This window comes from Streptodolium elevatio, from assembly GCF_040649515.1.
Taxonomy (GTDB): domain Bacteria; phylum Actinomycetota; class Actinomycetes; order Streptomycetales; family Streptomycetaceae; genus Yinghuangia; species Yinghuangia elevatio.
Map to the genome: position 1 here is coordinate 1 of NZ_JBEZFP010000052.1, position 22,991 is coordinate 22,991.

Genomic DNA, 22,991 nt, shown 5'->3' on the forward strand with positions numbered 1-22,991 from the left:
CAGCTCGCCGGGTCGTTCGTGAAGCTGGTCATGCCGGCCGCGGTCAGCGGTGTCGCGCTCAACGCCCGCTACCTGCAGAAGTCCGGCGTCATGCCGCCCACCGTGACGTAGAAGATCATCAGCGCGCCCACCGCGACGATCGTCCAGATCCGCGAGGCGTCCGAGGACACCCCCAGCAGCAGCGAGATCACCGACGCCGCCCCGACCATCTGGGCGAGCAGGTAGAAGATCGACACCACGATGGTGGAGATCCCCGCCGCGACCCGGACCTGCGGCGAGCGGAGGCGCTCCGAGATGGCGTCGGCCATGGTGAACCGCCCGCTGTTGCGCAGCGGTTCGGCGACCAGGAGCAGCGCGACGATCCACGCCACCAGGAAGCCGATGGAGTAGAGGAATCCGTCGTAGCCGGACAGCGCGAGGATGCCCGCGATGCCGAGGAACGACGCGGCGGACATGTAGTCCCCGCCGATCGCGACGCCGTTCTGGAGCGGGGAGAATGACCGGCCGCCCGCGTAGAAGTCGGCCGCGCTGCGGGTGCGGCGGCCGGCGACGACGGTGATGGCGAGTGTCGCGACGATGAAGACGGTGAACAGCGCGACCGTCAGCGTCTTGTGATCACTCATGCCGCCACCTCGCTGCGCTCGGCGGCCGCATTCGCGAAACGCATCCCCTTATTGACTCGCTCGCTCCGCTCGCTCATGCCGCCACCCCGGCACGCTCGGCCGCGGTTGCGCGCAGTTCGGCGGACAGCGGGTCGAGGCGGCGGTCCGCGTACCGGGAGTAGATCCAGGCGGTCAGGAACGTCGCGGCGAACTGGCCGAGTCCGAACACGAGGGCGACGTTGATGTTGCCGGAGATCTTGTGCGCCATGAAGTCGCGGGCGTACGCGCACAGCAGCACGTACAGCAGGTACCAGCCGAGGAAGACCGTGGTGACCGGGAACGCGAACCGGCGGAACCGCCGCTTGAGTTCGCGGAACCGGGGGTCGTCGTGCAGCGTGCTCTCCGTCGGCGCGGCGCCGGGAGCCGGGCCGGCGGTGGTCCCGGCAGTCGTGGTCGGGGGCGTCATCGGCACCCCGCCGAAGACGTGCGGGCAGGGGTCATCATGAAGGGGTACTCCCGGAGACAAACGGAGGAATGCGGCTGTGCTCAGCCAGACAGCCCAACGACTGCGGGCGGCGATAAACACGCATTGAACGGCGGCACCCGGGCCCTTCGGAAGCCGCCGTACGGCTGACGTTCCGGCGCGTCACCCCTTCGTGGGAACCGCCCGGCCGGACGGTTGGCCCTCTCCGACCAGGGAAGGAGCCGCGGCATGCGACTCGACCACGTCTCCTACGCCGTCTCCCCCGGCGAGTTCGTCTCGACCGTCGGGCGGCTCGGCTCGATGCTCGGCGCGCCGTTCCAGGACGGCGGCGTGCATCCGCGTTTCGGAACACGCAACTTCGTCCTGCCCCTGGCGGGCGGCATGTACATGGAGGTGGTCACGACGCTCGACCACCCCGCGACCGACGCGGCGCCCTTCGGCCGCGCGGTCAAGCGCCGCGCGGAGCTGGGCGGCGGCTGGCTCGGCTGGGTCGCGCGCGTCGACGACATCGCGCCGGTCGAGGAGCGCCTCGGGCGCCCGGCTGTGGACGGGCACCGGGTGCGCCCGGACCGGTACGACCTGAAGTGGCGTCAGATCGGCGTCCTGGATCTGATGGACGACCCGCAGCTGCCGTACATCATCCAGTGGCTCGACATGGCGCAGCACCCGTCCGCCGACGTGCGCACGGCAGTACGCATCCGCAGGCTGGCGATCGCCGGCACCCCGTCGACGGTCTCCGGCTGGCTCGGCGAACCGGAGAACCACCCGCTCGACGACGTGGACGTCGACTGGAGCCCGCCCGGCGAGGACGACGACGCGGGCCTCACCGCGGTGTACTTCGAGACGGACGACGGCACGGTCCGGATCGACTGACCACCTGCGGCGAGCCTGTGTCGATCGACTGGGTTCGGCACGCCTCAGCGCGTGCCGAGCCGCAGGACGAGGGCCGCGACCGCAAGTGCCTCGACGAGGAGCGGCGTGCCGATGGTCCGCAGTACGCCCGCCCGTACGTGCACCGCGACGGCGCCGAGGAAGTAGACCGCCAGGCCCGCGGCCGCCGCGGCCCCCATCGGCCACCAGGCAAGGCCCACGAGCAGCCCGCCCGCGCCCGCGAGGAGCAGGACCGCGAGCTGGTCGAGCCGGTCCTCGGGGACGCCGAGCCGGGCGTACTGCTGCACGATCTCCTGGTTGTGGGTGAGTTTGAATCCCGCCGAGAGCGCGACCACGGCGGCGAGCACACACGAAACGATGACGGTGGCCACGAACACGACGCGCCTCCCACGAGGTGGGGACTCGCATGGTTTTAGCGGGCCATATCCACTTTGCCGCTCCGATGCGGGGGACGCCAGGGTCGGGGCGGGGTGACCCGACGCGGGAGTGGGGGCAGGTGCGGAAGCAGCAGCGGGTGCAGAAGCGGGAGCAGGCGCAGGAACGGGCGCCGGTACCGGCACCGCCGTCGGCCGGATCCGCTTCGATCCGTGCCGGCCGCGAGGGGGCGCGCGTACGGTAGGGACCAAGACACCGGCTCGGGGGCTTCACCTACAGGTGGTGGGGCATGAGCGCACCAGTGCACCGTCCGTCTGACAGGCCCGCGGACAGCACCCCTGACAGCACCACGGGCACGACCGCCCGCGATCCGGCCCGCGCGGAGGCGCAGGCGCCGCGTTCCCTCGTGGACTTCGAGGCCGTCTTCGAGGCACTGCCCGCCGGGGTGGCGCTCCTCACCCCCGATCTGGTGTACATCGAGGCCAACCCCGCCTATCTGCGTCTCGCGCAACGCAGCCGCGATCAGTTGCTGGGCCGCTACATCTTCGATGTGTTCCCCGACAACCCGAACGACCAGACGGCCACCGGCACCCGCAACCTGAAGGCGTCGCTGCGCCGGGTGGCGACCACCGCACAGCGCGACGCCATGGCCGTGCAGCGTTACGACACCCAGCGGCCGAGCCGACCCGGTACGTGGGACGAGCGGTACTGGAGCATCCTGAACACCCCGGTCTTCGACTCCGACGGCCGGCTGCGCTGGGTGCTGCACCGTGTCGAGGAAGTGACCGAGCTCCTGCGCGCCCAGGCCGGGAGCGGCGACGACCAAGCCCGGTTCCTGCAGGCCGAGGTCTACACGCGGGCCCGGGAACTGCAAGAGGTCAACAATCGCCTGCGCAAGGCGCACGCGCGCGAGCGCGAGGTGGCGCTCGTCCTGCAGGACGCCATGCTGCCCACGCCGGTGCATCGCGCCGGACGGCACGCCGCCGCCGTGCGGTACAGGCCCGCGCTGGGTGCGCTCAACGTCTGCGGCGACTGGTACGACCTGGTCGACCTGCCCGACGGCCGTACCGCCGTCGCGGTCGGCGACGTGGTGGGGCACGGGCTGCGCGCGGCCGCCGTCATGGGCCAGCTGCGCAGCGCGCTCACGGCCGCGGTGCGCATCGCCCGGGGGCCCGCGCACGCGCTGACGGCACTCGGGCTGCACGCCGCCTCCGTACCGGGCGCCGAGTCCGCGACCGCCGCGGTGGTGCTCATCGACCCCGTCCGACGCGTTCTCGACTACAGCAGTGCGGGGCACCTTCCGCCCGTACTGGTCGGCCCGGACGGCACGGTGGCGTACCTGGACCGGGCCACGGACCCGCCGCTCGGCGTCCGGGCCGAGCACGGGAGGTCTCCGCAGGCGAAGCACCCGTACCGCGAGGGCTCGATTCTGACGTTGTACACGGACGGCCTCGTCGAGCGACGCGGGGAAGACATCGACGTCGGTCTGACCCGACTGGCGGACGCCCTCACCCTCCATCGCGACCTGGCCCCCGAGCAGTTGGCCGATGCCGTCCTCGCCGACCTCGTCCCGTCCGACAGCGCCACCGACGACATCGCCCTCGTCGTGTTGGGACTGTGATCGGATTTTTCCGCCGCGGTTGTCGATTTCGGCGATCCCGTTCGCCGTCCTGGACGAGGGCGCCGACCGGAGCCCAGGACAACACCCGTGGAGGTACGGCCATGCGCAAGCTCATGGTGATGGCGTTCGTGTCGCTGGACGGCGTCGTGCAGGGCCCCGGCGGCCCCGACGAGGACCGGGAGGGCGGTTTCACCCAGGGAGGCTGGGCCGTGCCGTTCTTCGACGCGGCGATGATGGGCCTGATGGCCGAGGGAGCCGCCCGCATGGGCGCGCTGCTCCTGGGCCGGAAGACGTACGACATGTTCGCCGCCGCGTGGCCGTTGACCACCGCGGACGACCCGATCGGTGCGCGGCTGAACGCGGTGCCCAAGTACGTCGCGTCGCGGACGTCGCCCGAGTTGTCCTGGCGCAATTCCACGCTCCTGGACGGCGACGTCGCGGACGCGGTGCGGAAACTGAGGCAGGAGGAGGGCGGCGAGATCCAGGTGCACGGCAGCGGCGACCTGGTCCAGACCCTGCTTGCCCAGGACCTCGTGGACGAGTTCCACCTGCTGACGTTTCCCGTGCTGGTCGGATCGGGCAAGCGTCTGTTCGGCACCGGGACGACACCCGGCGCCTTCAAGATCACCGGCTCGACGGTGTCGGAGACCGGTGTCGTCATCAGCTCCTACGTTCGCGACGGTGCGCTCACCCACGGCCTCCTGGGACCCGAGACCGGGAACTGGTGACCGGCGCCTCGACGGCAGCGGCCGCGCACCCCGCGGGCGCGATGTGCAGAAACGGATCAGCCCATGCCGAACTTCGCAGTGCTCATCTATGAGAAGGAGACGCCCGGAGGCGTCGCCGACATCCCTCCCGAGGTCATGGAGGCCAACCTCGCGGCGGGCGAGAAGATCGCCGCCATGGGCGTGCGGGTCGTGCACGAGCACGGCATGCAGCCGAGCCGGACCGCGCGCACCGTCCACAAGGGCGGGATGGTCACCGACGGCCCGTTCCTCGAGAGCAAAGAGGTCATCGCCGGGTTCTTCGTCGTCGACGCCGCCGACCTCGACCAGGCCCTGGCCGTCGCCAAGCTGCTCCCCATCATGGACGGCGCCGTCGAGGTGTGGCCGCTCATGGGGCCATGACCCCGGTACGCGAGGCGATCGCCGACGCACACCGTCGCGAGTGGGCCATCCTGCTCGCCGCGACGGTGCGCGTCACCCGCGACCTCGACCTGGCCGAGGAATGCGTGCAGGACGCGTACGCCGCCGCGCTCGAATCGTGGGCACGCGACGGCGTACCGGACCGGCCGGGGGCGTGGCTGACCGTCGCGGCCCGGCACAACGCCATCGACGCCCTGCGCCGCGCCAGGGCCCTCGAGGCCAAGCTCCCCCTCCTGGTCGAAGGTGAGACCGATGCGCCGGACCCGGAGGCCTTGAGTTCCGACGCCTTGGACTCCGACGTCTTGGACTTCGACGCGGGGAAGCTCGGTGCGGTGAACTCCGGTGCGCTGCCCGGTGCCCGGGCACTCTTGGACGACCGACTGCGGCTGATCTTCCTGTGCTGCCACCCGGTGCTCCCCCGTGAGGGGCAGGTCGCGCTCACGCTGCGGCTCGTGTGCGGAGTGCCCACCGGGGACATCGCCCGAATGCTGCTCGTGCCCGAACCCACGCTGGCGGCGCGGATCACCCGCGCGAAGAAGAAGCTCCGGGCCGAGCGCGTGGCCTTCCGCCTGCCGAGCCCCGGTGAACTGCCGGAACGGCTGGACGTCGTGCTGACCGTCGTACATCTGCTCTCCACGGCAGGCCATGCCGCGCCCAGCGGGCCCGAACTGCTCGCCGACGAACCGGCGCAGCGCGCCCTCGATCTCGCCCGGATGCTGCACGCGTCCCTGCCGCACGAGCCCGAGGCGTCCGGCCTGCTGGCGCTCGTCCTCGCCAACCATGCGCGACGCGCAACGCGCACGGCACCGGACGGACGCCCGTCGACCCTTGCCGAGCAGGACCGCTCGCTCTGGGACCGCACGGCCATCGCAGACGCCGAGCGCCTGGTCGACGCCGCCCTGCGCGCCGGTCCGGCCGATCGCTTCACCCTGCAGGCGGCCATCGCGACGCTCCACGCCGCGGCACCGACGTACGACGAGACCGATTGGCCGCAGATCCTCGCCGTCTACGACGCGCTGCTCGCCATCTGGCCGTCGCCGGTGGTCGCACTCAACCGGGCGGTGGCCGTCGCCGAAGTCGACGGCCACGCACCCGCACTCGAGGAGATCGCACGGCTCGAACAGGACGGCCGTCTCGCCGCGTACCACTACCTGCCCGCCGTCAAGGCCGAGCTGCTGCGCCGGTCCGGCGACCTCAGAGCCGCCGCGGAGGCCCTCGAATCGGCGATCGCCCTTTCCGGCAACGACGCCGAACGCGCGTTGCTCCGCGCACGCTTGGCGGAACTCCGCGACCCGGCCGCCGGATGACGCCGGGGATTCACGAGAGGGGCCTTACAGTCCCAGACCCTTGCGCACCGCACTCGCGCGCGTGAACACCGAGAGGGGCTGTTCGGCGCCGCAGTACTTGTTGCCGGACGACACGATGCCCACGAGCTTGCCCTTCTCGATCAGCGGGCCGCCGGAGTCGCCGCGGCAGATGCTCGTGCCTGGGTTGTTCGCGGGCGGGAGGCCGCACACCTTGGTCGCGGCGGTGTCCCCGGGGAACGTGTAGGGCTCGCAGGCGGCGATCTTGCCGAGGACGAGCGTGGTGCGCTGGAGACGTGTGGTGGGCTCGCCGCCGTCGCGTTGGCCCCAGCCGTACGCGGTGGCCTTGTTGCCCGTCTTGTAGAGCGCGTTGTCGCGGGCGCCGGCGATGGGCGCGGTGGCGTACGGGAGCGGGCGGTTGAGGACCAGGACGGCGGCGTCGTACGTGAGGGTGCCCTGCTCGAACTGCGGGTGCACACGCGCCCGTGTCACGCGCCGCTCCTGCCCGCCGGTGCCGGTGTAGTCGGTGCGGCCCGCCACCACGCGGATGGCCGTCGGGTCGTCGACCGCGGTGACGCAGTGCGCCGCGGTGAGGACCTTGTTCGGGGCCACGAGGGTTCCGCCGCAGAGGAGTTCCCCGTCGGCGGTGACCAGCGCGACGACGTAGGGGGTACGGCCGACCGGGGTGTCGGTGCCGTTGCGGACGGCGCTCGCGGTCGGAGCAAGGGCTCCGACCAGGGCGAGCGCGAGGCCGAACGCGAGCGCGAACGGCGTGCGGCGGGTACGGGGCATGGAGGCTCCTCTGCGTACGGGTGGTGTGCCGATACCCGTGCTACGCGTGAGGCGGGCCGCTCGGACGCGCGAATCAGGCGCGGGTTCGCAGAAATTCACCGGTGGGGTGAACACGAGTCGGGAAAAACGGTGATCGCAGGCCCCCTACCCATCCAACGGGCAAGGGGGGATGGGAGGTTCCGGGGAGGGAGGTCGGGGGTCACGAGGGTTCGGGACAGGAACACGAGACCTGCGGACACGAGACCGACAGGCATGAGACCTACAGGCATGAGACCCACAGGCATGAGACCCACAGGCACGAGACCCACAGGCACGAGACCCACAGGCACGAGACCCACAAGCGCGAGACCCAGACGCGAGACTCCACAGCCGAGCGATGCCGCGGCGCGCAGGGCGGGCGACGGTCCCGTGCCCGTGCTCAGGCCGTGGTGCCCGACGTGCCCGGCGGGCGCTGCGCGGGCGACGGGTCCGGCGCCGAGGGCGTCCGCTCCTCGGTCCCGCCAGCCCGGCGGCGGAGGCGGGACGCGGCGCGCGGCCAGTCGACGCCGCTCAGCACTCCGAACGCGGCGAGCAGGCAGATCGCCAGTTCAGGCCAGTAGCCGACGCGGTCGGCCAGGGTCGTACCGTCCCGCAGCGGGACGGTCTCGACCAGCACGCCCGGTTCCCACAGGTCGGTCCGCGACAGGACCGATCCGTCCGGTGCGACGACCGCGCTGATGCCGACCGTCGAGACGACGACGGTGGCGCGGTCGTGCTCGACCGCGCGGATGCGGGCCATGTCGAGCTGCTGCTCGCTCTGCCCGAAGCTGATGCCGCGCTCGTACGTCGCGTTGTTGGTCTGCACGACCATCAGGTTCGCGCCGGGCGTCACCGTGCTGCGCACGTTGCCGTCGTAGCCGACCTCGTAGCAGATGGTGTCCGCGAGCACGATCGGCCCGGTGCGGAACAGCACCGGCTTGTCCTGGCCCGGTTCGAAGTCGCGCGGGATCAGCTGGAGGTCGCCGAGGCCGCCCAGCACGTCGCGCATGGGGATGTACTCGCCGAAGGGCACGAGGTGGCGCTTGGCGTACCACTCGCCGGGCCCGGGCTGCGGGTCGGTGCGCGGCCGCCACATCAGGCCGGCGTTGTACGGCCGTCCCTCCGGCCCGCCGTCCAGGATCGCGCCGACCAGCACCGGCACGCCCACGTCGTTGACCGCCTCGTCGACGAGCGCCCCGAGGTACGGGTCGACGCGCGGGTCGTCGTCGGTCGCGTTCTCGGGCCACATGACCAGGTCCGGCTTCGGCACCCGGCCCGCGCGGATGTCCTCGGCGAGTTGGTGGGTGGCCTTGACGTGGTTCTCGGTGACGTTGCGGACGCGCGTCTGCTCTTCGAGATTGCGGGCGCGCGGCACGTTGCCCTGCACGGCGGCCACCGTGACGGTCTGGCCGCCGCCGGTCGGCTCCGGCAGCAGCAGCGGTCCCATGCCGACCAGGGCGAGCGATCCGACGAGGCCGGCGACGGCCGGGCGGCGGCGGCCCGGGCCGGCGAGCACCAGCCACGCGAGGGCGACCGGCACCAGCACCACGACGAGGCTGAGGCCGGGCGCGCCGGCCACGGTCACCCAGCCGAGGGCCGGCGAGTCGGCCTGGCTGAAGGCGAGGCGCCCCCAGGGGAATCCGCCGAGGGGTTCGCGGCCGCGGATCGCCTCGACGGCGATCCACCACGCGGCGATCCACACCGGCCAGGCGCGCCGCCGCAGCAATGCGGGCACGGGCATGGCGAGCAGGCCGAACAGCGCCGACTCGGCCAGCGTGAGGGCGGCCCAGGGCAGCCAGCCGAGGTTGCTCAGCCACAGCACGAGGGGTGCGAAGAGGGCGACGGCGAAGATGAAGCCGTACCAGAACGCGGTCCGGGGGCGGCGGCCCTTGAGGGCCACGATCAGCAGCGCTGGACCGACGAACGCGAGGGGCCAGAAGTCGACGGGCTCGAACCCGGCGAACAGCAGCACGCCGCCGAGCACCGCGAGCACGGCCCCCCAGCGGCCGGGGACGAAGGGCGGCGCCGCGACGCCTTCGGGCGCCGGCGGTACGGAAGCCTCGGGCGCGCCGCTCACCGGCTCGGCCGCCGGCTCGCCCGCCGCGTCATCCGCGGCCGCGCCGACGGCACCGCCCGCGCTGACTCCCTTGCTCCTCATCCGGGTATCTCACCACACCGTCGTACGACCCCTCCAGTGTCCCCGCGACCGCGCGGCGCGGGCCGCGCTCCCGGGATTTTCCGCAGGTGGCGACATCCGACGCCGGGCGGGCGGGCAGGTCGGGCGCTACCGGTGGTCGGCCTTGACCACCGGCAGGCGCAGTGCGGCCGGGGCTTCGGACGGGACAGCCGGGGTGCGCGGGGCGACGTACGGAATGCGGCGATATCCCCGGCCCAGGGGCGGGCGGCCGTCCGCATCCCCCTTGTTGGGCCACAGGGCCATCGCGCGCTCGGCCTGGGCGGTGATGGTCAGCGACGGATTCACGCCGAGGTTCGCGGACACCGCGGCGCCGTCGACGACGTGGAGGCCGGGGTGGCCGTACAGCCGGTGGTACGGGTCGACCACACCGGTCTGCGGGGAGTCGCCGATCACGCAGCCGCCGAGCATGTGCGCGGTCATGGGCACGTTGAACAGGTCGCCGACCGTGCCGCCCGCCTGACCGCCCAGGCGTTCGGCGAGGATCTCCACGGCCCGGTGGCCCGCCGGGATCCAGGTGGGGTTGGGGTCGCCGTGTCCCTGCCGGGTGGTGATGCGGGTGCGGCCGAACAGCCCGCGCTTGCGGTAGACCGTCAAGGAGTTGTCGAGAGACTGCATGACCAGCGCGATGATCGTGCGCTCCGACCAGTTGCGCACGCTCAGCATGCGGATCTTGCCCGGGTTCCGGGCGAGTTGCCCGAACAGCTGGCGCAGGCGCGGCCGGTCGCCGTCGGTGAGCAGGGTCTGCATCAGGCCCATCGCGTTGGAGCCCTTGCCGTAGCGCACGGGTTCGATGTGGGTGTTCGCGTCCGGGTGCCACGACGAGGTGATGGCCACGCCGACCGACGCGTCCACGACGCCGGTCTCGAAAGCTGCCGCGCCGAGCAGGGCCTCGGAGTTCGTGCGGGTCAGCTCGCCGAGGCGCCGCGACAGCCGGGGCAGCGTGCCCTCGGCGACCATGCGGTGCAGCAGGCGCTGGGTGCCGAGCGTGCCGGCCGCGAAGACGACGTGCTCGGCGGTCCAGGTGCGCATTTCGCGGCGGGCCTCGCGCGGGGTGGCGGCGCGGGTCGGCACGGTCTCGACGGCGTAGCCGCCGCCCGCGAGCGGCCGTACGCGGCGCACCGTGCGCTCGGCGTGTACCTCGGCGCCGGCCTGCTCGGCGAGGTACAGGTAGTTCTTCAGCAGCGAGTTCTTGGCGCCGACCCGGCAGCCGGTCATGCACGAGCCGCACTGGGTGCAGGTGGTGCGCTCCGGTCCCGCGCCGCCGAAGTACGGGTCGGCGACCCGCTGCCCGGGCCGCTCGCCGTCGCGCGGGAACAGCACGCCGACCGGGGCGAGGTGGAAGCTGTCGCCCACGCCCATCTCCTCCGCGACCGCCTTCATGTGCTCGTCGGCGGGCGTGGTGTACGGGTTGACCACGACGCCCAGCATTCTGCGCGCCTGCCGGTAGAACGGCTCCAGCTCGGCCTGCCAGTCGGTGATGTGGCCCCACTGCGGGTCCGCGAAGAACGGGGCGGGCGGCTGGTACAGCGTGTTGGCGTAGTTGAGCGAACCGCCGCCGACGCCGGCGCCGGCCAGGACGACGACGTCCTTGAGCACGTGGACGCGCTGGATGCCGTACAGGCCCAGCCGGGGCGCCCACAGGTAGTCGCGCAGCTGCCACGAGGTCCTGGGCAGCTCGGCGTCGGTGAACCGGCGGCCGGCCTCCATGACGCCGACGCGGTAGCCCTTCTCGGTGAGGCGCAGCGCGGTCACCGACCCGCCGAAGCCGGACCCGATCACGAGGACGTCGTAGTGGTGGCGCGGTCGGTGCCGCCCGGCCGAAGCGCCCGCTGATTTGGCCGCCGAGGCTCGCGAACTGTCCGGAACGGTGCACTGCTCGCTCGTCATGGCGGCACATTACTTTCCGGTAACCCGCGGGGGAAGACCCCGCCCGAACCCGGCCGGCGGATGCTCCCGGGGGCCGTCTGAACCCGATGCGGCGCGCGTCCGTGGAGGTGTCCGGGGACCTGGCCCGCGGTGCCCGGTGCGGGCCTGCCACGGCTGAATCCGGGTCATGCGATCCAAATGCGTCCAACTTGCGGGTCGCAACTGCCCATATTTGCCGCCGAATTGCCGATCAGGTCACAGTGGGGACACCCTCGGTAATTCACCGGCATAAGAACCTTGCGGGTGGCTTTCGGCCAGGGGTAGATGGTGATGCGGGCCGTGGAATCCATGGTTCGGCGGCTCGGGTGGGAGCCGGGGCAACGTGTCACCGGCTGAGTCGGGACGGAGAAAATAAATGCCGCAATCTGTTCACTTTACGATCCCTTTCGCCTCGCGGGTGAGCCCGGATCTTGACCGGGCCCGGCTGCGCAACCTCGACTGGACGTGGGAGCACGGGCTCGTGCGGGGCGAGGCGGGCCTGCGCGAGTACGCGTCCTGGGACCTCGCCCAGGCGGCTGCCCGGACGTATCCGAACGCGGTCGGCGACGACCTCGAGATGCTGATCAACTGGTTCGGCTTCGCCTTCCTCTTCGACGACCAGTTCGACGCCTCGGGCGACCGCCCGTCGCAGGTGTCGGCGGTCGCGCGCGAGATGATCGCGATCCCGTTCCGGCCGGTCGGGACGGCGCCGGACATCGTCTGCCCGGTGACCCTGGCGTGGGTCGAGATCTGGCCGCAGATGTGCGCCGGGATGTCGGAGACCTGGCAGAACCGGTTCGCGAGCAACTGGGCCCGGTTCATGGCCGCCGCCGTGTGCGAGATCCACTTGGCGGCGCACGGCGAGGTCATGGACCTGGCGGGCTACACGGCGCTGCGCCAGCACACCGTGGGGCTCCAGCACTCGCTGGACGCGGTCGAGCGGATAGGCGGGTTCGAGGTACCGCCGCAGGCGCAGGCCCACCCGGTCATGCGCCGGCTGCGGCACGCGACCACGGACTGCATCGCATACATGAACGACGTGCACTCGCTCGACCGCGAGGAGTCCCGCGGCGACCGGCACAACCTGGTCACCGTGCTGAAGCGGCACCTGGGCTGCTCGCGGTCGGCGGCGCTCGACGAGGCGATCCGGATGACGTACGGGCTGCTCGACGAGGTCGTCGAACTGCACGCACGGATCCCGGACATGTGCGACGAACTGCAACTCACCGACGAGGAGAGGAAATCCGTTGAACTCAGCGTCGTGGGCACCGGCGACTGGATCCGGGGCAACTACGAGTGGGGCCTCGACAGCGGCAGGTACACGGTCGCCGACACGACTCAGATGACCGGCCCTGCCCCCTACTTGGAGAATTTTGAGGCGCTGCCTCAGGCCGGCTGACCGGAACGTTGGCCACCCCGTGCCGGAGCAGGTCCTCGTACAGCCGGTCGAGGGCCCGCTCCGGCGGCGTTCGCAGGCGCCGCCGGCGGGTCGGTGTCGCCGTCCGGGTCAGGGCCTGCGAACGGGTCGGTGCCACCGGCGGGTCGGCGCCACCGATCGGGCGCATCTCCCGGGGCGGTGACCGTGGATGTCCGGGAAACGCGGTCCTACCCTGGGAGTGGCGTACAGCCGCATCGGGATATCGCCGCGGAGCATCGGAGCCTGCCATGGCCGTCCTGCTCGTCGTCCTCATCGTGGGCCTCGTCGCGCTGTTCACGGCCGCGCGCGGCGCGAGGGTCATCCAGCAGTACGAGCGTGGCGTGGTCTTCCGGCTCGGCCGGGTGCAGCCGGAGACGCGACCGCCGGGCTTCACCATGGTCGTTCCGGTCTTCGACCGGGTGCACAAGGTCAACGTGCAGATCGTGACGATGCCGGTCCCCGCCCAGGAGGGCATCACGCGCGACAACGTCACGGTCCGGGTCGACGCGGTCGTCTACTTCAAGGTCCGCGACCCGGTGCGCGCGATCGTCGAGGTGCAGGACTACACGTACGCGATGTCGCAGGTCGCGCAGACCTCGCTGCGCTCCATCATCGGCAAGAGCGACCTGGACGACCTGCTGACCAACCGCGAGCCGCTCAACCAGGGCCTGGCGCTGATGCTCGACTCCCCCGCCGTCGGGTGGGGCATCGAGATCGACCGGGTCGAGCTGAAGGACGTGGCGCTGCCCGAGTCGATGAAGCGGTCGATGTCGCGGCAGGCCGAGGCCGAGCGCGAGCGGCGGTCGCGCATCATCACCGCGGACGGCGAGCTCCAGGCGTCCGAGAAGCTGGCGCTCGCGGCCGACGCGATGTCGAAGTCGCCGAGCGCGCTGCAACTGCGGCTGCTGCAGACGATGGTGGAGGTGTCGGCGGAGAAGAACTCGACGCTGATCCTGCCGTTCCCGGTCGAACTGCTGAGGTACCTCGACAACGCGGCCGACGACCTGGCGTCCCGGCGCGGGGTGGCGTCGCGGATCGCCGACGCGATGGAGGCCGCGGCGGACAAACGGCCTCTCGACGGCGCCGGGTCCGGCGGTACGTCCGCCGGAGGCACGGAACCGGGCACCGCCAGCGGGACCGGCACCGGCACCGGCGGTACGTCAGCCGACGGACCGGCCTGAGCCCGCGCGCCGGCCCGGGCGTACCGTCGCCAGCGCGCCCGCGATCGCTCCCGCCACCAGCAGCGCGGTGGCCGCGGTCCGCGCCGGGTGGCAGCGCGGCCCCGAGGCGTTCGTGTCCATCCGGCCGCCCGAGGAGCGCCACGACATGATCGACCAGCGCGACTGCGCCGACAGGGCCGAGCCGACGCTGAGCCACGAGCCGATCGACAGCGCGGACAGTGCGGAACCGACGGAGGCCACCGAACCGGCCGAGCCGATCGAGCCGATGGACAGCACCGATCCCTCCGAGGCGATCGACAGCACCGAGCCGCGCGACCACAGGGAGAGCACCGAACGGTCCGACCCGACGGACCACTTCGAGGTGGAGCGGCAGTCCGCACGGCCGGAGCCCGCGCAGCAGCGGTTCGAGGCGCCGTGCGCGCGGTGCCGGGAGTACGGGGCGGAGGCGGTCATGGCGTCTTCCATGGGGCCATCGTGCCGCACGCGGGCGGCGAGCGTCGGAGCCCGCGGCGCACATCCGGGCGCGGCCACGGGTGTTCGGGACGTGCGACGGCCCCCGCGTCCACGGAAGAATCACGCGGGGGCCGTCGGGTTTCGGGTCATGGCGACCCGAGGTGTCAGCCGTTGTAGCAGAAGTTCCCGAAGGCCGGGTTCAGCGCGCCGATGACGTTGACGCTGTTGCCGCACACGTTGATCGGGACGTGGATCGGCACCTGGATCACGTTGCCGGACAGCACGCCCGGCGAGCCCACGGCGACACCGTTCGCCCACGAGTCCGCCTGCGCGCCGCCCGCACCCAGCGCCAGAACCGCACCGGCCGCGGCGATGGTCACGGCCGTCTTCTTGATCCAGCTGGTCACATGATCTCCCTATGACAGTCGAAGACCGCCGTACGGCGGTCCAGAACCACGGTCGGGCCGCCGCCCCGGCGGTGGCAACCCGCATACGGGTGATTCACGGAGAGTGATGAAAATATGGGCTATTTCGGGCATCTTTCCCCCGAACGGCCCAACACCCCCGGGGGACCCGGGGGCGCGGCCATGTGGCCCAGCGCGTGCGCCGGGGAAAGCCGCCCGCGCGGCTCAGAAGCGGTCGACGCCGGTCACCCGGACGACCGCGCGGCCCTCGGCGTCGGACGCGGCGAGGTCGACCTCCGCGCTGATGCCCCAGTCGTGGTCCCGCTCGGGGTCGTCGAAGATCTGGCGCACGCGCCAGCTCCACTCCTCCTCCTCGACCAGCAGCATCTTGGGCCCGCGCGCGTCCGGGCCGGTGCCCAGCTCGTCGTGCTCGGCGTAGTAGCCGCCCATGGCCTCGGCCCAGCGGTCGGCGTTCCAGCCGGACTCCGCGTCCAGCTCGCCGAGGTCGAAGTACTTGCGCAGCGCGGCCAGTTCCACCCGGCGGAACAGCGCGTTGCGGACCAGCACGCGGAACGCGCGGGCGTTGGAGGTGACCGGACGGGTCTTCTCGTCCAGGACGTCCGGACCCTGTGCCACCGCGTCCGGGTTGGCCAGTTGCTCCCACTCGTCGAGCAGGCTGGAGTCCACCTGCCGCACGATCTCGCCCAGCCACTCGATCAGGTCGAGCAGGTCGTCGGTCTTCAGGTCGTCGGGAACGGTCTGCTGCAGGGCCTTGTACGCGCTCGCGAGGTAGCGCAGCACGATGCCCTCGGCCCGGGCCAGCTCGTAGAAGTTCGTGAACTCCACGAACGTCATGGCCTGTTCGTACATCGTGCGGACGATCGACTTCGGGCTCAGCTCGTGGTCGCCGACCCAGGGGTGGCCGGTGCGGTAGACCTCGTAGGCGTGGTCGAGGAGGTCCTCCAGCGGCCGGTCGTACGTGATGTCCTGGATCAGCTCCATGCGCTCCTCGTACTCGATGCCGTCCGCCTTCATCTGCGCGACCGCCTCGCCGCGCGCCTTGTTCTGCTGGGCGGCGAGGATCTGGCGCGGGTCGTCGAGGGTGGCCTCGACGACCGAGACGAGGTCGAGCGCGTACGAGGGCGACTCGCGGTCCAGCAGCTCGAAGGCCGCCAGCGCGAACGTGGACAGCGGCTGGTTGAGCGCGAAGTTGTCCTGGAGGTCGACGGTGAGGCGCACGACGCGGCCCTCGGCGTCCGGGGCCTCCATCCGCTCGACGATCCCGCCGTCCAGCAGCGACCGGTAGATCGCGATCGCGTCGCGGATGTGCCGCCGCTGCGCGGACTTGTCCTCGTGGTTGTCGGTGAGCAGCCGGCGCATCGCGCGGAACGCGTCGCCCGGGCGCCCGATGACCGACAGGAGCATGGCGTGGCTGACCTTGAACCGCGAGGTGAGCGGCTCGGGCTCGGCGGTCTGCAGGCGGTCGAACGTATCGCCGCTCCACGACACGAAGCCCTCGGGGGCCTTCTTGCGCACGACCTTGCGGCGCTTCTTCGGGTCGTCCCCGGCCTTGGCGAGCGCGCGCAGGTTCTCGATCTCGTGCTCGGGCGCCTGGACGACGACGTGCCCGACGGTGTCGAACCCGGCGCGCCCGGCCCGGCCGGCGATCTGGTGGAACTCCCGGGCCCGCAGGCGGCGCACGCGCACGCCGTCGTACTTGGACAGCGCGGTGAACAGCACCGTGCGGATCGGGACGTTCACGCCGACGCCGAGCGTGTCGGTGCCGCAGATGACCTTCAGCAGCCCGGCCTGTGCCAGCCGTTCCACGAGGCGCCGGTACTTGGGCAGCATGCCGGCGTGGTGCACGCCGATGCCGTGCTTGACCCAGCGCTCCAGGTTGCGGCCGAACTTGGTGGTGAAGCGGAAGTGGCCGATCAGGTCGGCGATCTGCTTCTTCTCCTCCTTGGTGGCCAGATTGATGCTCATGAGCGAGGCGGCGCGCTCGACGGCGGCGGCCTGCGTGAAGTGCACGACGTACACAGGGGCCTGGCCGACCCGCATCAGCTCTTCGAGGGTCTCGTGGATGGGCGTGGTGACGTACTGATACGTGAGCGGCACCGGGCGCACCGCGGACCGCACCACCGCGGTCGGGCGGCCGGTGCGGCGCGTCAGGTCCTCCTCGAAGCGCGCGACGTCGCCGAGGGTCGCCGACATCAGTACGAACTGCGCGTGCGGCAGCTCGATGATGGGGATCTGCCAGGCCCAGCCCCGGTCGGGCTCGGCGTAGAAGTGGAACTCGTCCATGACGACCTGGCCGACGTCGGCGTCCTCGCCGTCGCGCAGCGCGATCTGGGCCAGCACCTCGGCGGTGCAGCAGATGATCGGCGCGGTGGCGTTGACGCTGGCGTCGCCGGTCATCATGCCGACGTTGGAGGTGCCGAACGCCTTGACCAGGTCGAAGAACTTCTCCGACACCAGGGCCTTGATGGGCGCGGTGTAGAAGGTGCGCCTGCCGCGCGCGAGGGCGTAGTAGTGCGCGCCGAGCGCGACCATCGACTTGCCGGACCCGGTGGGGGTGCTCAGGATGACGTTCGCACCGGAGACGACCTCGATGAGGGCTTCCTCCTGCGCCGGGTACAGGCTGATCCCGCGCTCCTCCGTCCAGGCGGAGAAGGCCTCGAAGAGGCTGTCGGGGTCTGTGTCGGAGGGGAGCCGGTCGATGAGGTTCACCCCACCATCCTGCCTGCTCGCGGGCCCGGCGTGGGTCAGCGGGTCAGAACAACCACCCGGTCGTCGACGTTGACCACGTGCCCGGCGCCGAGCCGGGCGAGCGGGCGGTCCCAGTGCAGGTGGCCGCACACCGTCAGGGTCGTGCCCGCGTCGAGGAGCCGCTCGCCGATGACGGGGTTGCCGTGCTGCTCGCGGCGCGCGCCGGGCGGCCCCTCGTGCAGCACCAGGACGTCCGGCGCGGCCCGGGCGACCTTGTCGAGCGCGGCCAGAAACTCCTCCTCGGCGCGGCGGTCGGTGCGGCGGGGGTCGCCGATCACGCCGCTGACCCCGCCGAAGCGCACACCGCCGTACTCCACCACGTCGCCGTCGAGCAGCGCCGCGACGCCGCCGAGCCCGGCGACCTCCTCGGCGGTGACGAGGTCGTGGTTGCCCGCGACGCCGACGATCCACGCGCAGCCGGCGGCGGCGAAGGCCAGCCAGACATCGGCGACTTCGCCGGACGCGCCGCGCCGGTTGGCGCGCGGCGCGGAGTAGAGGTCGCCCGCGAGGACGACGCCGACGCGGTCCGCGGCGGGCAGCAGGCCCGCGGCGGCCCACACGGCCATGTGGTCGGCGAGCGCGATGCCGAGCAGGACGTCCTCGCCGCCGTACGGCGACGGCGCGATCCCCTGGAGGTCTCCGGTCAGCACGACCGCGTCGACGCCCTCGGGCAGGGAGTCGACGCGCAATGCCTCGACGGCGAGCAGCGCGGTCTCGGTTCCGCCGCCGCGGCGGGCCCGCCGGTATCTGACCTGGGTGACCGGCTCCACTTTCCCATTGAGAACGCGCATGTCTCCAAAGGTACGGCGTAGCCTCCCGCGGGCGCCCGAGTGGATCTTGCCAAAACGCCGGTACGCGGGCCGGCCCGACCCGTCGGGATGCCGGTCAGGTGCCGGTCAGGTGCCGTCCGCCCGCGGGTCGCTCACGCAGAGCGATGCATCCGGTGCGCGAAGTGCCGGACCCGGCTCTCGTGGCCGCTGCCGTCCCGTTCGGCCTCCTCGGTGCGGCCGGCGGGGTGGCCCGGGTCGTCGCCGCGGCCGTGGCCGCGTACCCAGGCCAGCAGCATCACGGAAGTCACGGCGGCGAGCGCGCACCAGGTCGAGGCGAACTCGCGCGTCCAGATCCACGCGCAGATCGCGGCGCCCACCGCCCCGACGGCGCCGAACCACACGAGGACGCGCTCGCCGGACGCCAGCAGCGAACCGAGCGTGGCCACCAGGTAGCCGGCGATGACGATCTGGGGGTGGTCGATGCCTATCGCGTACTGGACGGTGTGGCCGCGCACGGTGGCGTTCACCGGACCGGTCGCGAGCGCTTCGCCGAGATAGGCGGCGACCAGGACGCCGATGCCGAACAGCGAGCCCAGCACCACGCGGCGGTTGCGGCCGGCCGCCGGCCAGACGGCCAGCAGCACGCCGAGCGGCACCAGGAAGGGCAGGAGCGGGAAGGCTATGAAGGCCCAGATGCCGCGGGCGAGTTCCGCGGCCTGCTCGGTTGCCTTGCCCTCTTCGCCGCGCCACACGACCGCTTCCACGAGCTGGTGGAAGCCCAGGATCAGCGGTACGGACGCGAGCACGACGTCACGGGGACGGCGTACCGAGACGAGCGTTGCTATCCCGACCGCGCTGATGGCGGTGCCGCCTATGGCGTCGGCAGTGGCGCTCCAACACATACGACCTGTCGCTCCTGTTCCGTTCGTTCCAGCGTGGCACGCCCCGCCGGACCGCGCTCGGGCGGAATGGCGTAGACCTGTCGGTCTGTTGTTACCACCGCCGTAGGACGAACGCATCGACCAGGAGGCCACCGATGGCACCGCACTCCCGCGAACACCGCTACAGCGTCGAGGTCGAGTGGACCGGCAACACCGGCGACGGAACCGCCACCTACCGGGGCTACAGCCGCGACCATGACGTGCGCATTCCCGGCAAGCCCACACTGCTCGGCTCGGCGGACCCCGGGTTCCGCGGCGACGCCGCGCGGTGGAATCCCGAGGACCTGCTCGTCGCGTCGCTCAGCGAGTGCCACATGCTGTGGTACCTGGCGCTCGCGGCCCAGGCGGGGGTGGTGGTGACGGAGTACCGCGACCGCGCCGAGGGCGTGATGGCCACCGAGGCCGACGGCGCCGGGCAGTTCACCGAGGTCGTGCTGCGGCCGACCGTCACCGTCGCGGACGCGTCGATGGCCGCGAAGGCGGAGGCGCTGCACGAGACCGCGCACGCCAAGTGCTTCATCGCGCGGTCGGTGAACTTCCCGGTGCGCAACGCGCCGACCACGCACGCGGCGGTCTGAGCCAGGGGCGGTGCGGCGGTCCGGGTGAGGATCCGGAAGGCGTACGGGAGGGTCGGCGAGGGCCGCAAGGGTCCGGCGAGGCCGGGGAAGATCCAAGGAAGATCCGGGAAAAGTCCGGGAATAAGGGGCGCGGGCGCACCGGGTGGGGGTGGGTACGCCCGCGCCAAGGGGAGCAAGTCCCCTTGATGGCACAGACCCTGGGGGGTTGGGTCGAGCCTGGGCCGCCGGAGGGGGGGAGCCCCATGTCTTCCGGTCGGCCTGCGGAGCAACGTTAACGAGATCCGGGGCCGTTGAACACCTGATCCGGCCGATTTAAGGAAGGCTTAAGCCGGATGCGGTGACGAATGGGCGCACTATGCCCTTCCTGTGACGGATCGTCAGTCCCAATTGCGGCGCTGTTCAGCGCACATCGGCTGTTCGGCGGCCCTTGCGGGCCCGGCGGCCGCGCCGGGATACCGCGACATTTCCGGCACCGAACCGCACCGAGACCTGCGCGCCGCCCAGCACCGAGCGCTCCAGGCGCACTTCCCCGCCGGTCGACTCGGCCACCCTGCGCACGATGTCCAGGCCCAGACCGGTGGAGCCGGCGCCGCCGTCGCCGTGCCCGCGGCGCAGCGCGGTCTCCGGGTCGGCGATGCCGGAACCGCCGTCGGCGACCAGCAGGATCACGGTGTCCCCGGCGGCCGGTCCGCCCACGTGCAGGGTGACGGCGAACGGCGTGCCCTCTGCGGTGTGCCGGAAGACGTTGCCGAGCATCGCGTCGACGGCGGCGGCCAGTTCGGCGCGCGGCACGGGTACGCGTACCGGGCCCGCGGCCTCCTCGGCGCCGTCCAACCGCCAGTCGCGGTCCTCGTCCTCGGCCAGCGCGGACCAGAACGCGATGCGGTCGCGCACCACTTCGGCGATGTCGCTGCCGACCGGTTCGACGACGGAGGTCTGCCGCCGCGCGGTCAGGATGATGCGGTCGACCTCGCGTTCCAGTTGCGCGACCGCGTCGCGCGTCTGGTCGGCCACCGAACTGTCGCCCAGCGACGCCGCGTTCAGGCGCAGCGCAGTGAGCGGCGTGCGCAGCCGATGGGACAGGTCGGCGGCGAGTTCGCGCTCCGCGGCCATCAGCTTCTCGACGTGGTCCGCCATGCTGTTGAAGGCTGCTGCCGCGTCCCGCAGTTCGGTGGGGCCCTCGGGGGTGATGCGCACGGTGAGGTCGCCGCCGCCGAGGGTTCCGGCGGCGCCCGCGAGGCTCTTGGCGGAGCGTACGACGCGCGCGCCGAGCCGGTCGGCGACCACCAGCGATCCGCCCACCAGCAGGACCGCGACGCCGGTGAGCACCAGCCATGCGGTGCCGACGCCGCGCGACGTGTCGCCCTCGGGCACGTAGACCTCGATCACCGTCACCGGGCCGTGCTCCAGCGCGACGGGCTGGAGCAGCGACCAGCCGCCCTTGGTGCGCACCCGGAAGGCCTGCGCCCGGTCGCGCGCCTTCTGCAGCGTCGCCGGGGCGGCGTGCGGGGCGCCGAGCACGCCGCCGTCGGGCAGGTGGACCGCCATTCGCCCGTCGGCGCCGGCCGGGACGCTCGCCAGCGCGCGTTCCAGGGCGGACCGGTCGGTGGTGATCACCAGGGCCGGCTGGAGGGCTGCGGCCTGCCGTTCGGCGTCGGAGAACGCCCGGTCGCGGGCGATCTCGCGGACGACCAGGCCGAGGGGTATCAGGAAGGCGAGCGCGACCATGGTCGTCACCGCGAGGGCGACGCGGACCAGGGTGCCTCTCACGCCGGCGCCTCCAGCTTGACCCCCACGCCGCGCACGGTGTGCAGGTAGCGGGGCTGCCGGGCGGTCTCGCCGAGTTTGCGGCGCAGCCAGGACAGGTGCACGTCGATGGTCTGGTCGTCGCCGTAGGCCTGGCCCCAGACCTCGGCCAGGATCTCCCGGCGCGGCACGACGGTCCCCGCGCGCGACGCGAGGAAGGCGAGCAGGTCGAACTCGCGGCGGGTGAGGTTGAGCGGGGTGCCGTCGAGATCCGCCTCGCGGCGGCCGACGTCGATGTGCAGGCCGCCGGTCTGGAGTGCGTCGCCCCCGGTCCGCCCGCGTGCGCGCCGGAGCACGGCCGACATGCGCGCCCCCAGATGTTCGCCGGAGAACGGCTTGGTGACGTAGTCGTCGGCGCCCGCGTTGAGCAGCCGGACGATCTCGGCCTCGTCGTCGCGGGCCGTGGCGATGATGACCGGGACGTCGGATATGCCGCGGAGCATCTTGAGGGCCTCGCTGCCGTCGAGGTCGGGCAGCCCGAGGTCGAGGATGACCACGTCGAAGGGGTGCTGGGCGACCTCGCGCAGGGCCTCGAGCGCGGTGCCGACGCTCCGGACGCCGTGCGCCTCCTGGGAGAGGTAGCGGATCAGCGCCGAGCGTACGAACTGGTCGTCCTCGACCACGAGCACCTGTGCCATGAGCCGAAACCGTATCGTCAGGCCCTGCGGGCGCGGGCCGGTACGTCCGAATTCCGGAACCCGCCCCTACTCGTGCGTATCGGCACGGCAGGATGTGCCCGTGCGACGAACGACGACCCGGGTGGCGGCGTGGCTGGCGGTGACGGCCGCCGCCGTGGCGCTGTCCTGGTACGCCGTGCGCACGGTCCTGCGTGACACCGTCTTCGAACCGCCGCGCGCCCCGGCGCTCGCCGCCGACGCCGTGCGCGGTCCCGCGCCCGACCCGGCCACCGTCGTCGCCGACGACGCCACGATCTCCGCGACCTCGCTGCCGGCACCGCCGCCGACCACCCGGCCTCCGGCGCCGAGCAGCGCGCGACCGACGTCCGGGCCACCGTCCGGGCCACCGCCCGCGACCAGCGCCGCCGCGCCGTCCCGGCCGTCGCCGGACCGGGACACCGGCGGCGGTCCCGGCCAGACCCGCAGCTTCGAGGTCAGGGGCGGCCGGGCGTCGTTCACCTTCCACGCCGACTCGGCGTCGCTCATCGCCGCCACCCCGGACTCGGGGTGGGCGGTCAAGGTGTGGCCGGGCGACCGCTGGCTGCGCGTCGACTTCACGCGCGGCGGCCGCACGTCGTCGGTGTTCGTGACGTGGAACGACCACCCGCCGATCGCGGAGACGTACGAGGCCTGAGGCCGATCCCTGCAAAACAGGGCCATT

The 22,991-nt window shown here is 72.2% G+C and carries 22 protein-coding genes and 1 pseudogene; 9 read left to right on the forward strand and 14 right to left on the reverse strand.

The features are described 5' to 3' along the window. Positions 1–89: 89 nt before the first annotated feature. Positions 90–623, reverse strand: a pseudogene (locus tag AB0C36_RS20405) (solute symporter family protein); the annotation flags it as partial. Positions 624–696: 73 nt separating this feature from the next. After that, positions 697–1,068, reverse strand: a complete 372-nt coding sequence (locus tag AB0C36_RS20410) for a DUF485 domain-containing protein (protein WP_358355953.1) — start codon at positions 1,066–1,068, stop codon at positions 697–699. A 246-nt stretch (positions 1,069–1,314) separates the two neighbouring features. On the opposite strand from AB0C36_RS20410, the gene AB0C36_RS20415 reads away from it, so the two are divergent. Next, a complete protein-coding gene (locus AB0C36_RS20415) occupies positions 1,315–1,959 on the forward strand; it encodes a VOC family protein (RefSeq protein ID WP_358355955.1) in 645 nt (214 codons plus the stop codon). A 44-nt stretch (positions 1,960–2,003) separates the two neighbouring features. Here the strand turns inward: AB0C36_RS20415 and AB0C36_RS20420 are convergent, their stop codons facing one another. Then, complete coding sequence (locus tag AB0C36_RS20420; protein ID WP_358355957.1) at positions 2,004–2,354, reverse strand: DoxX family protein; 351 nt, start codon at positions 2,352–2,354, stop codon at positions 2,004–2,006. A gap of 287 nt (positions 2,355–2,641) precedes the next feature. On the opposite strand from AB0C36_RS20420, the gene AB0C36_RS20425 reads away from it, so the two are divergent. From AB0C36_RS20425 to AB0C36_RS20440, 4 genes are all read left to right on the forward strand, one after another. Then, positions 2,642–3,973, forward strand: coding sequence for a PP2C family protein-serine/threonine phosphatase (locus AB0C36_RS20425; RefSeq protein WP_358355959.1), 1,332 nt, complete (start codon positions 2,642–2,644; stop codon positions 3,971–3,973). A 101-nt stretch (positions 3,974–4,074) separates the two neighbouring features. Further along, on the forward strand, positions 4,075–4,701 hold the full coding sequence (locus tag AB0C36_RS20430) for a dihydrofolate reductase family protein (RefSeq protein ID WP_358355961.1): 627 nt from the start codon (positions 4,075–4,077) through the stop codon (positions 4,699–4,701). Between the two features lie 63 nt (positions 4,702–4,764). After that, the gene (locus tag AB0C36_RS20435; RefSeq protein ID WP_358355963.1) at positions 4,765–5,100 is read left to right on the forward strand and encodes a YciI family protein; all 336 of its coding nucleotides are present in this window, start codon (positions 4,765–4,767) and stop codon (positions 5,098–5,100) included. Then, complete coding sequence (locus AB0C36_RS20440; protein ID WP_358355965.1) at positions 5,097–6,425, forward strand: RNA polymerase sigma factor; 1,329 nt, start codon at positions 5,097–5,099, stop codon at positions 6,423–6,425. The genes AB0C36_RS20435 and AB0C36_RS20440 overlap by 4 nt, the downstream gene beginning before the upstream one ends. A gap of 24 nt (positions 6,426–6,449) precedes the next feature. Here AB0C36_RS20440 and AB0C36_RS20445 read toward each other — a convergent pair whose 3' ends face one another. The 4 genes from AB0C36_RS20445 to AB0C36_RS20460 form a co-directional block, all read right to left on the reverse strand. Then, the gene (locus tag AB0C36_RS20445) at positions 6,450–7,214 is read right to left on the reverse strand and encodes a S1 family peptidase (protein WP_358355967.1); all 765 of its coding nucleotides are present in this window, start codon (positions 7,212–7,214) and stop codon (positions 6,450–6,452) included. Between the two features lie 144 nt (positions 7,215–7,358). Beyond that, positions 7,359–7,718, reverse strand: coding sequence for a Cys-every-fifth RiPP peptide CefA (locus AB0C36_RS20450; protein ID WP_358356037.1), 360 nt, complete (start codon positions 7,716–7,718; stop codon positions 7,359–7,361). Continuing rightward, positions 7,633–9,390, reverse strand: a complete 1,758-nt coding sequence (gene lnt, locus AB0C36_RS20455) for an apolipoprotein N-acyltransferase (protein ID WP_358355968.1) — start codon at positions 9,388–9,390, stop codon at positions 7,633–7,635. The genes AB0C36_RS20450 and lnt overlap by 86 nt, the downstream gene beginning before the upstream one ends. A 126-nt stretch (positions 9,391–9,516) precedes the next feature. Further along, positions 9,517–11,316, reverse strand: coding sequence for a GMC oxidoreductase (locus AB0C36_RS20460; RefSeq protein ID WP_358355969.1), 1,800 nt, complete (start codon positions 11,314–11,316; stop codon positions 9,517–9,519). Between the two features lie 436 nt (positions 11,317–11,752). On the opposite strand from AB0C36_RS20460, the gene AB0C36_RS20465 reads away from it, so the two are divergent. Together AB0C36_RS20465 and AB0C36_RS20470 are read left to right on the forward strand one after the other, a co-directional pair. Beyond that, the gene (locus AB0C36_RS20465) at positions 11,753–12,733 is read left to right on the forward strand and encodes a terpene synthase family protein (protein ID WP_358355971.1); all 981 of its coding nucleotides are present in this window, start codon (positions 11,753–11,755) and stop codon (positions 12,731–12,733) included. Between the two features lie 266 nt (positions 12,734–12,999). Beyond that, positions 13,000–13,932, forward strand: a complete 933-nt coding sequence (locus AB0C36_RS20470; RefSeq protein WP_358355973.1) for a slipin family protein — start codon at positions 13,000–13,002, stop codon at positions 13,930–13,932. Here AB0C36_RS20470 and AB0C36_RS20475 read toward each other — a convergent pair. The 5 genes from AB0C36_RS20475 to AB0C36_RS20495 all read right to left on the reverse strand — a co-directional run bounded on the left by AB0C36_RS20475 (position 13,912) and on the right by AB0C36_RS20495 (position 19,230). Beyond that, positions 13,912–14,397, reverse strand: coding sequence for a hypothetical protein (locus tag AB0C36_RS20475; protein ID WP_435839082.1), 486 nt, complete (start codon positions 14,395–14,397; stop codon positions 13,912–13,914). The two genes, AB0C36_RS20470 and AB0C36_RS20475, sit on opposite strands and share 21 nt — an antisense overlap. A 152-nt stretch (positions 14,398–14,549) precedes the next feature. After that, positions 14,550–14,792 (reverse strand): chaplin, encoded by a 243-nt coding sequence (locus AB0C36_RS20480; protein ID WP_358355974.1) that lies wholly within the window; start codon positions 14,790–14,792, stop codon positions 14,550–14,552. A gap of 222 nt (positions 14,793–15,014) precedes the next feature. After that, positions 15,015–17,558, reverse strand: coding sequence for a DEAD/DEAH box helicase (locus AB0C36_RS20485; protein ID WP_435839084.1), 2,544 nt, complete (start codon positions 17,556–17,558; stop codon positions 15,015–15,017). Beyond that, the gene (locus tag AB0C36_RS20490) at positions 17,555–18,349 is read right to left on the reverse strand and encodes a metallophosphoesterase family protein (protein ID WP_358355977.1); all 795 of its coding nucleotides are present in this window, start codon (positions 18,347–18,349) and stop codon (positions 17,555–17,557) included. The genes AB0C36_RS20485 and AB0C36_RS20490 overlap by 4 nt, the downstream gene beginning before the upstream one ends. A 131-nt stretch (positions 18,350–18,480) precedes the next feature. Beyond that, complete coding sequence (locus AB0C36_RS20495) at positions 18,481–19,230, reverse strand: DUF6629 family protein (RefSeq protein WP_358355979.1); 750 nt, start codon at positions 19,228–19,230, stop codon at positions 18,481–18,483. Positions 19,231–19,364: 134 nt separating this feature from the next. Here AB0C36_RS20495 and AB0C36_RS20500 point away from each other — a divergent pair, with 134 nt between their 5' ends. Further along, positions 19,365–19,847: an OsmC family protein gene (locus tag AB0C36_RS20500; RefSeq protein WP_358355981.1), complete on the forward strand. Its 483-nt coding sequence runs from the start codon at positions 19,365–19,367 to the stop codon at positions 19,845–19,847. A gap of 399 nt (positions 19,848–20,246) precedes the next feature. On the opposite strand, the gene AB0C36_RS20505 is transcribed toward AB0C36_RS20500, so the two are convergent. Together AB0C36_RS20505 and AB0C36_RS20510 are read right to left on the reverse strand one after the other, a co-directional pair. After that, the gene (locus AB0C36_RS20505; RefSeq protein ID WP_358355983.1) at positions 20,247–21,617 is read right to left on the reverse strand and encodes a sensor histidine kinase; all 1,371 of its coding nucleotides are present in this window, start codon (positions 21,615–21,617) and stop codon (positions 20,247–20,249) included. Beyond that, positions 21,614–22,291 carry a response regulator transcription factor gene (locus AB0C36_RS20510; RefSeq protein WP_358355985.1) on the reverse strand — a complete coding sequence of 226 codons (678 nt, stop codon included), beginning with the start codon at positions 22,289–22,291 and terminating at the stop codon, positions 21,614–21,616. The genes AB0C36_RS20505 and AB0C36_RS20510 overlap by 4 nt, the downstream gene beginning before the upstream one ends. A 100-nt stretch (positions 22,292–22,391) precedes the next feature. Here AB0C36_RS20510 and AB0C36_RS20515 point away from each other — a divergent pair, with 100 nt between their 5' ends. Beyond that, positions 22,392–22,964, forward strand: a complete 573-nt coding sequence (locus AB0C36_RS20515) for a hypothetical protein (RefSeq protein ID WP_358355987.1) — start codon at positions 22,392–22,394, stop codon at positions 22,962–22,964. The last annotated feature ends 27 nt before the right edge of the window (positions 22,965–22,991 follow it).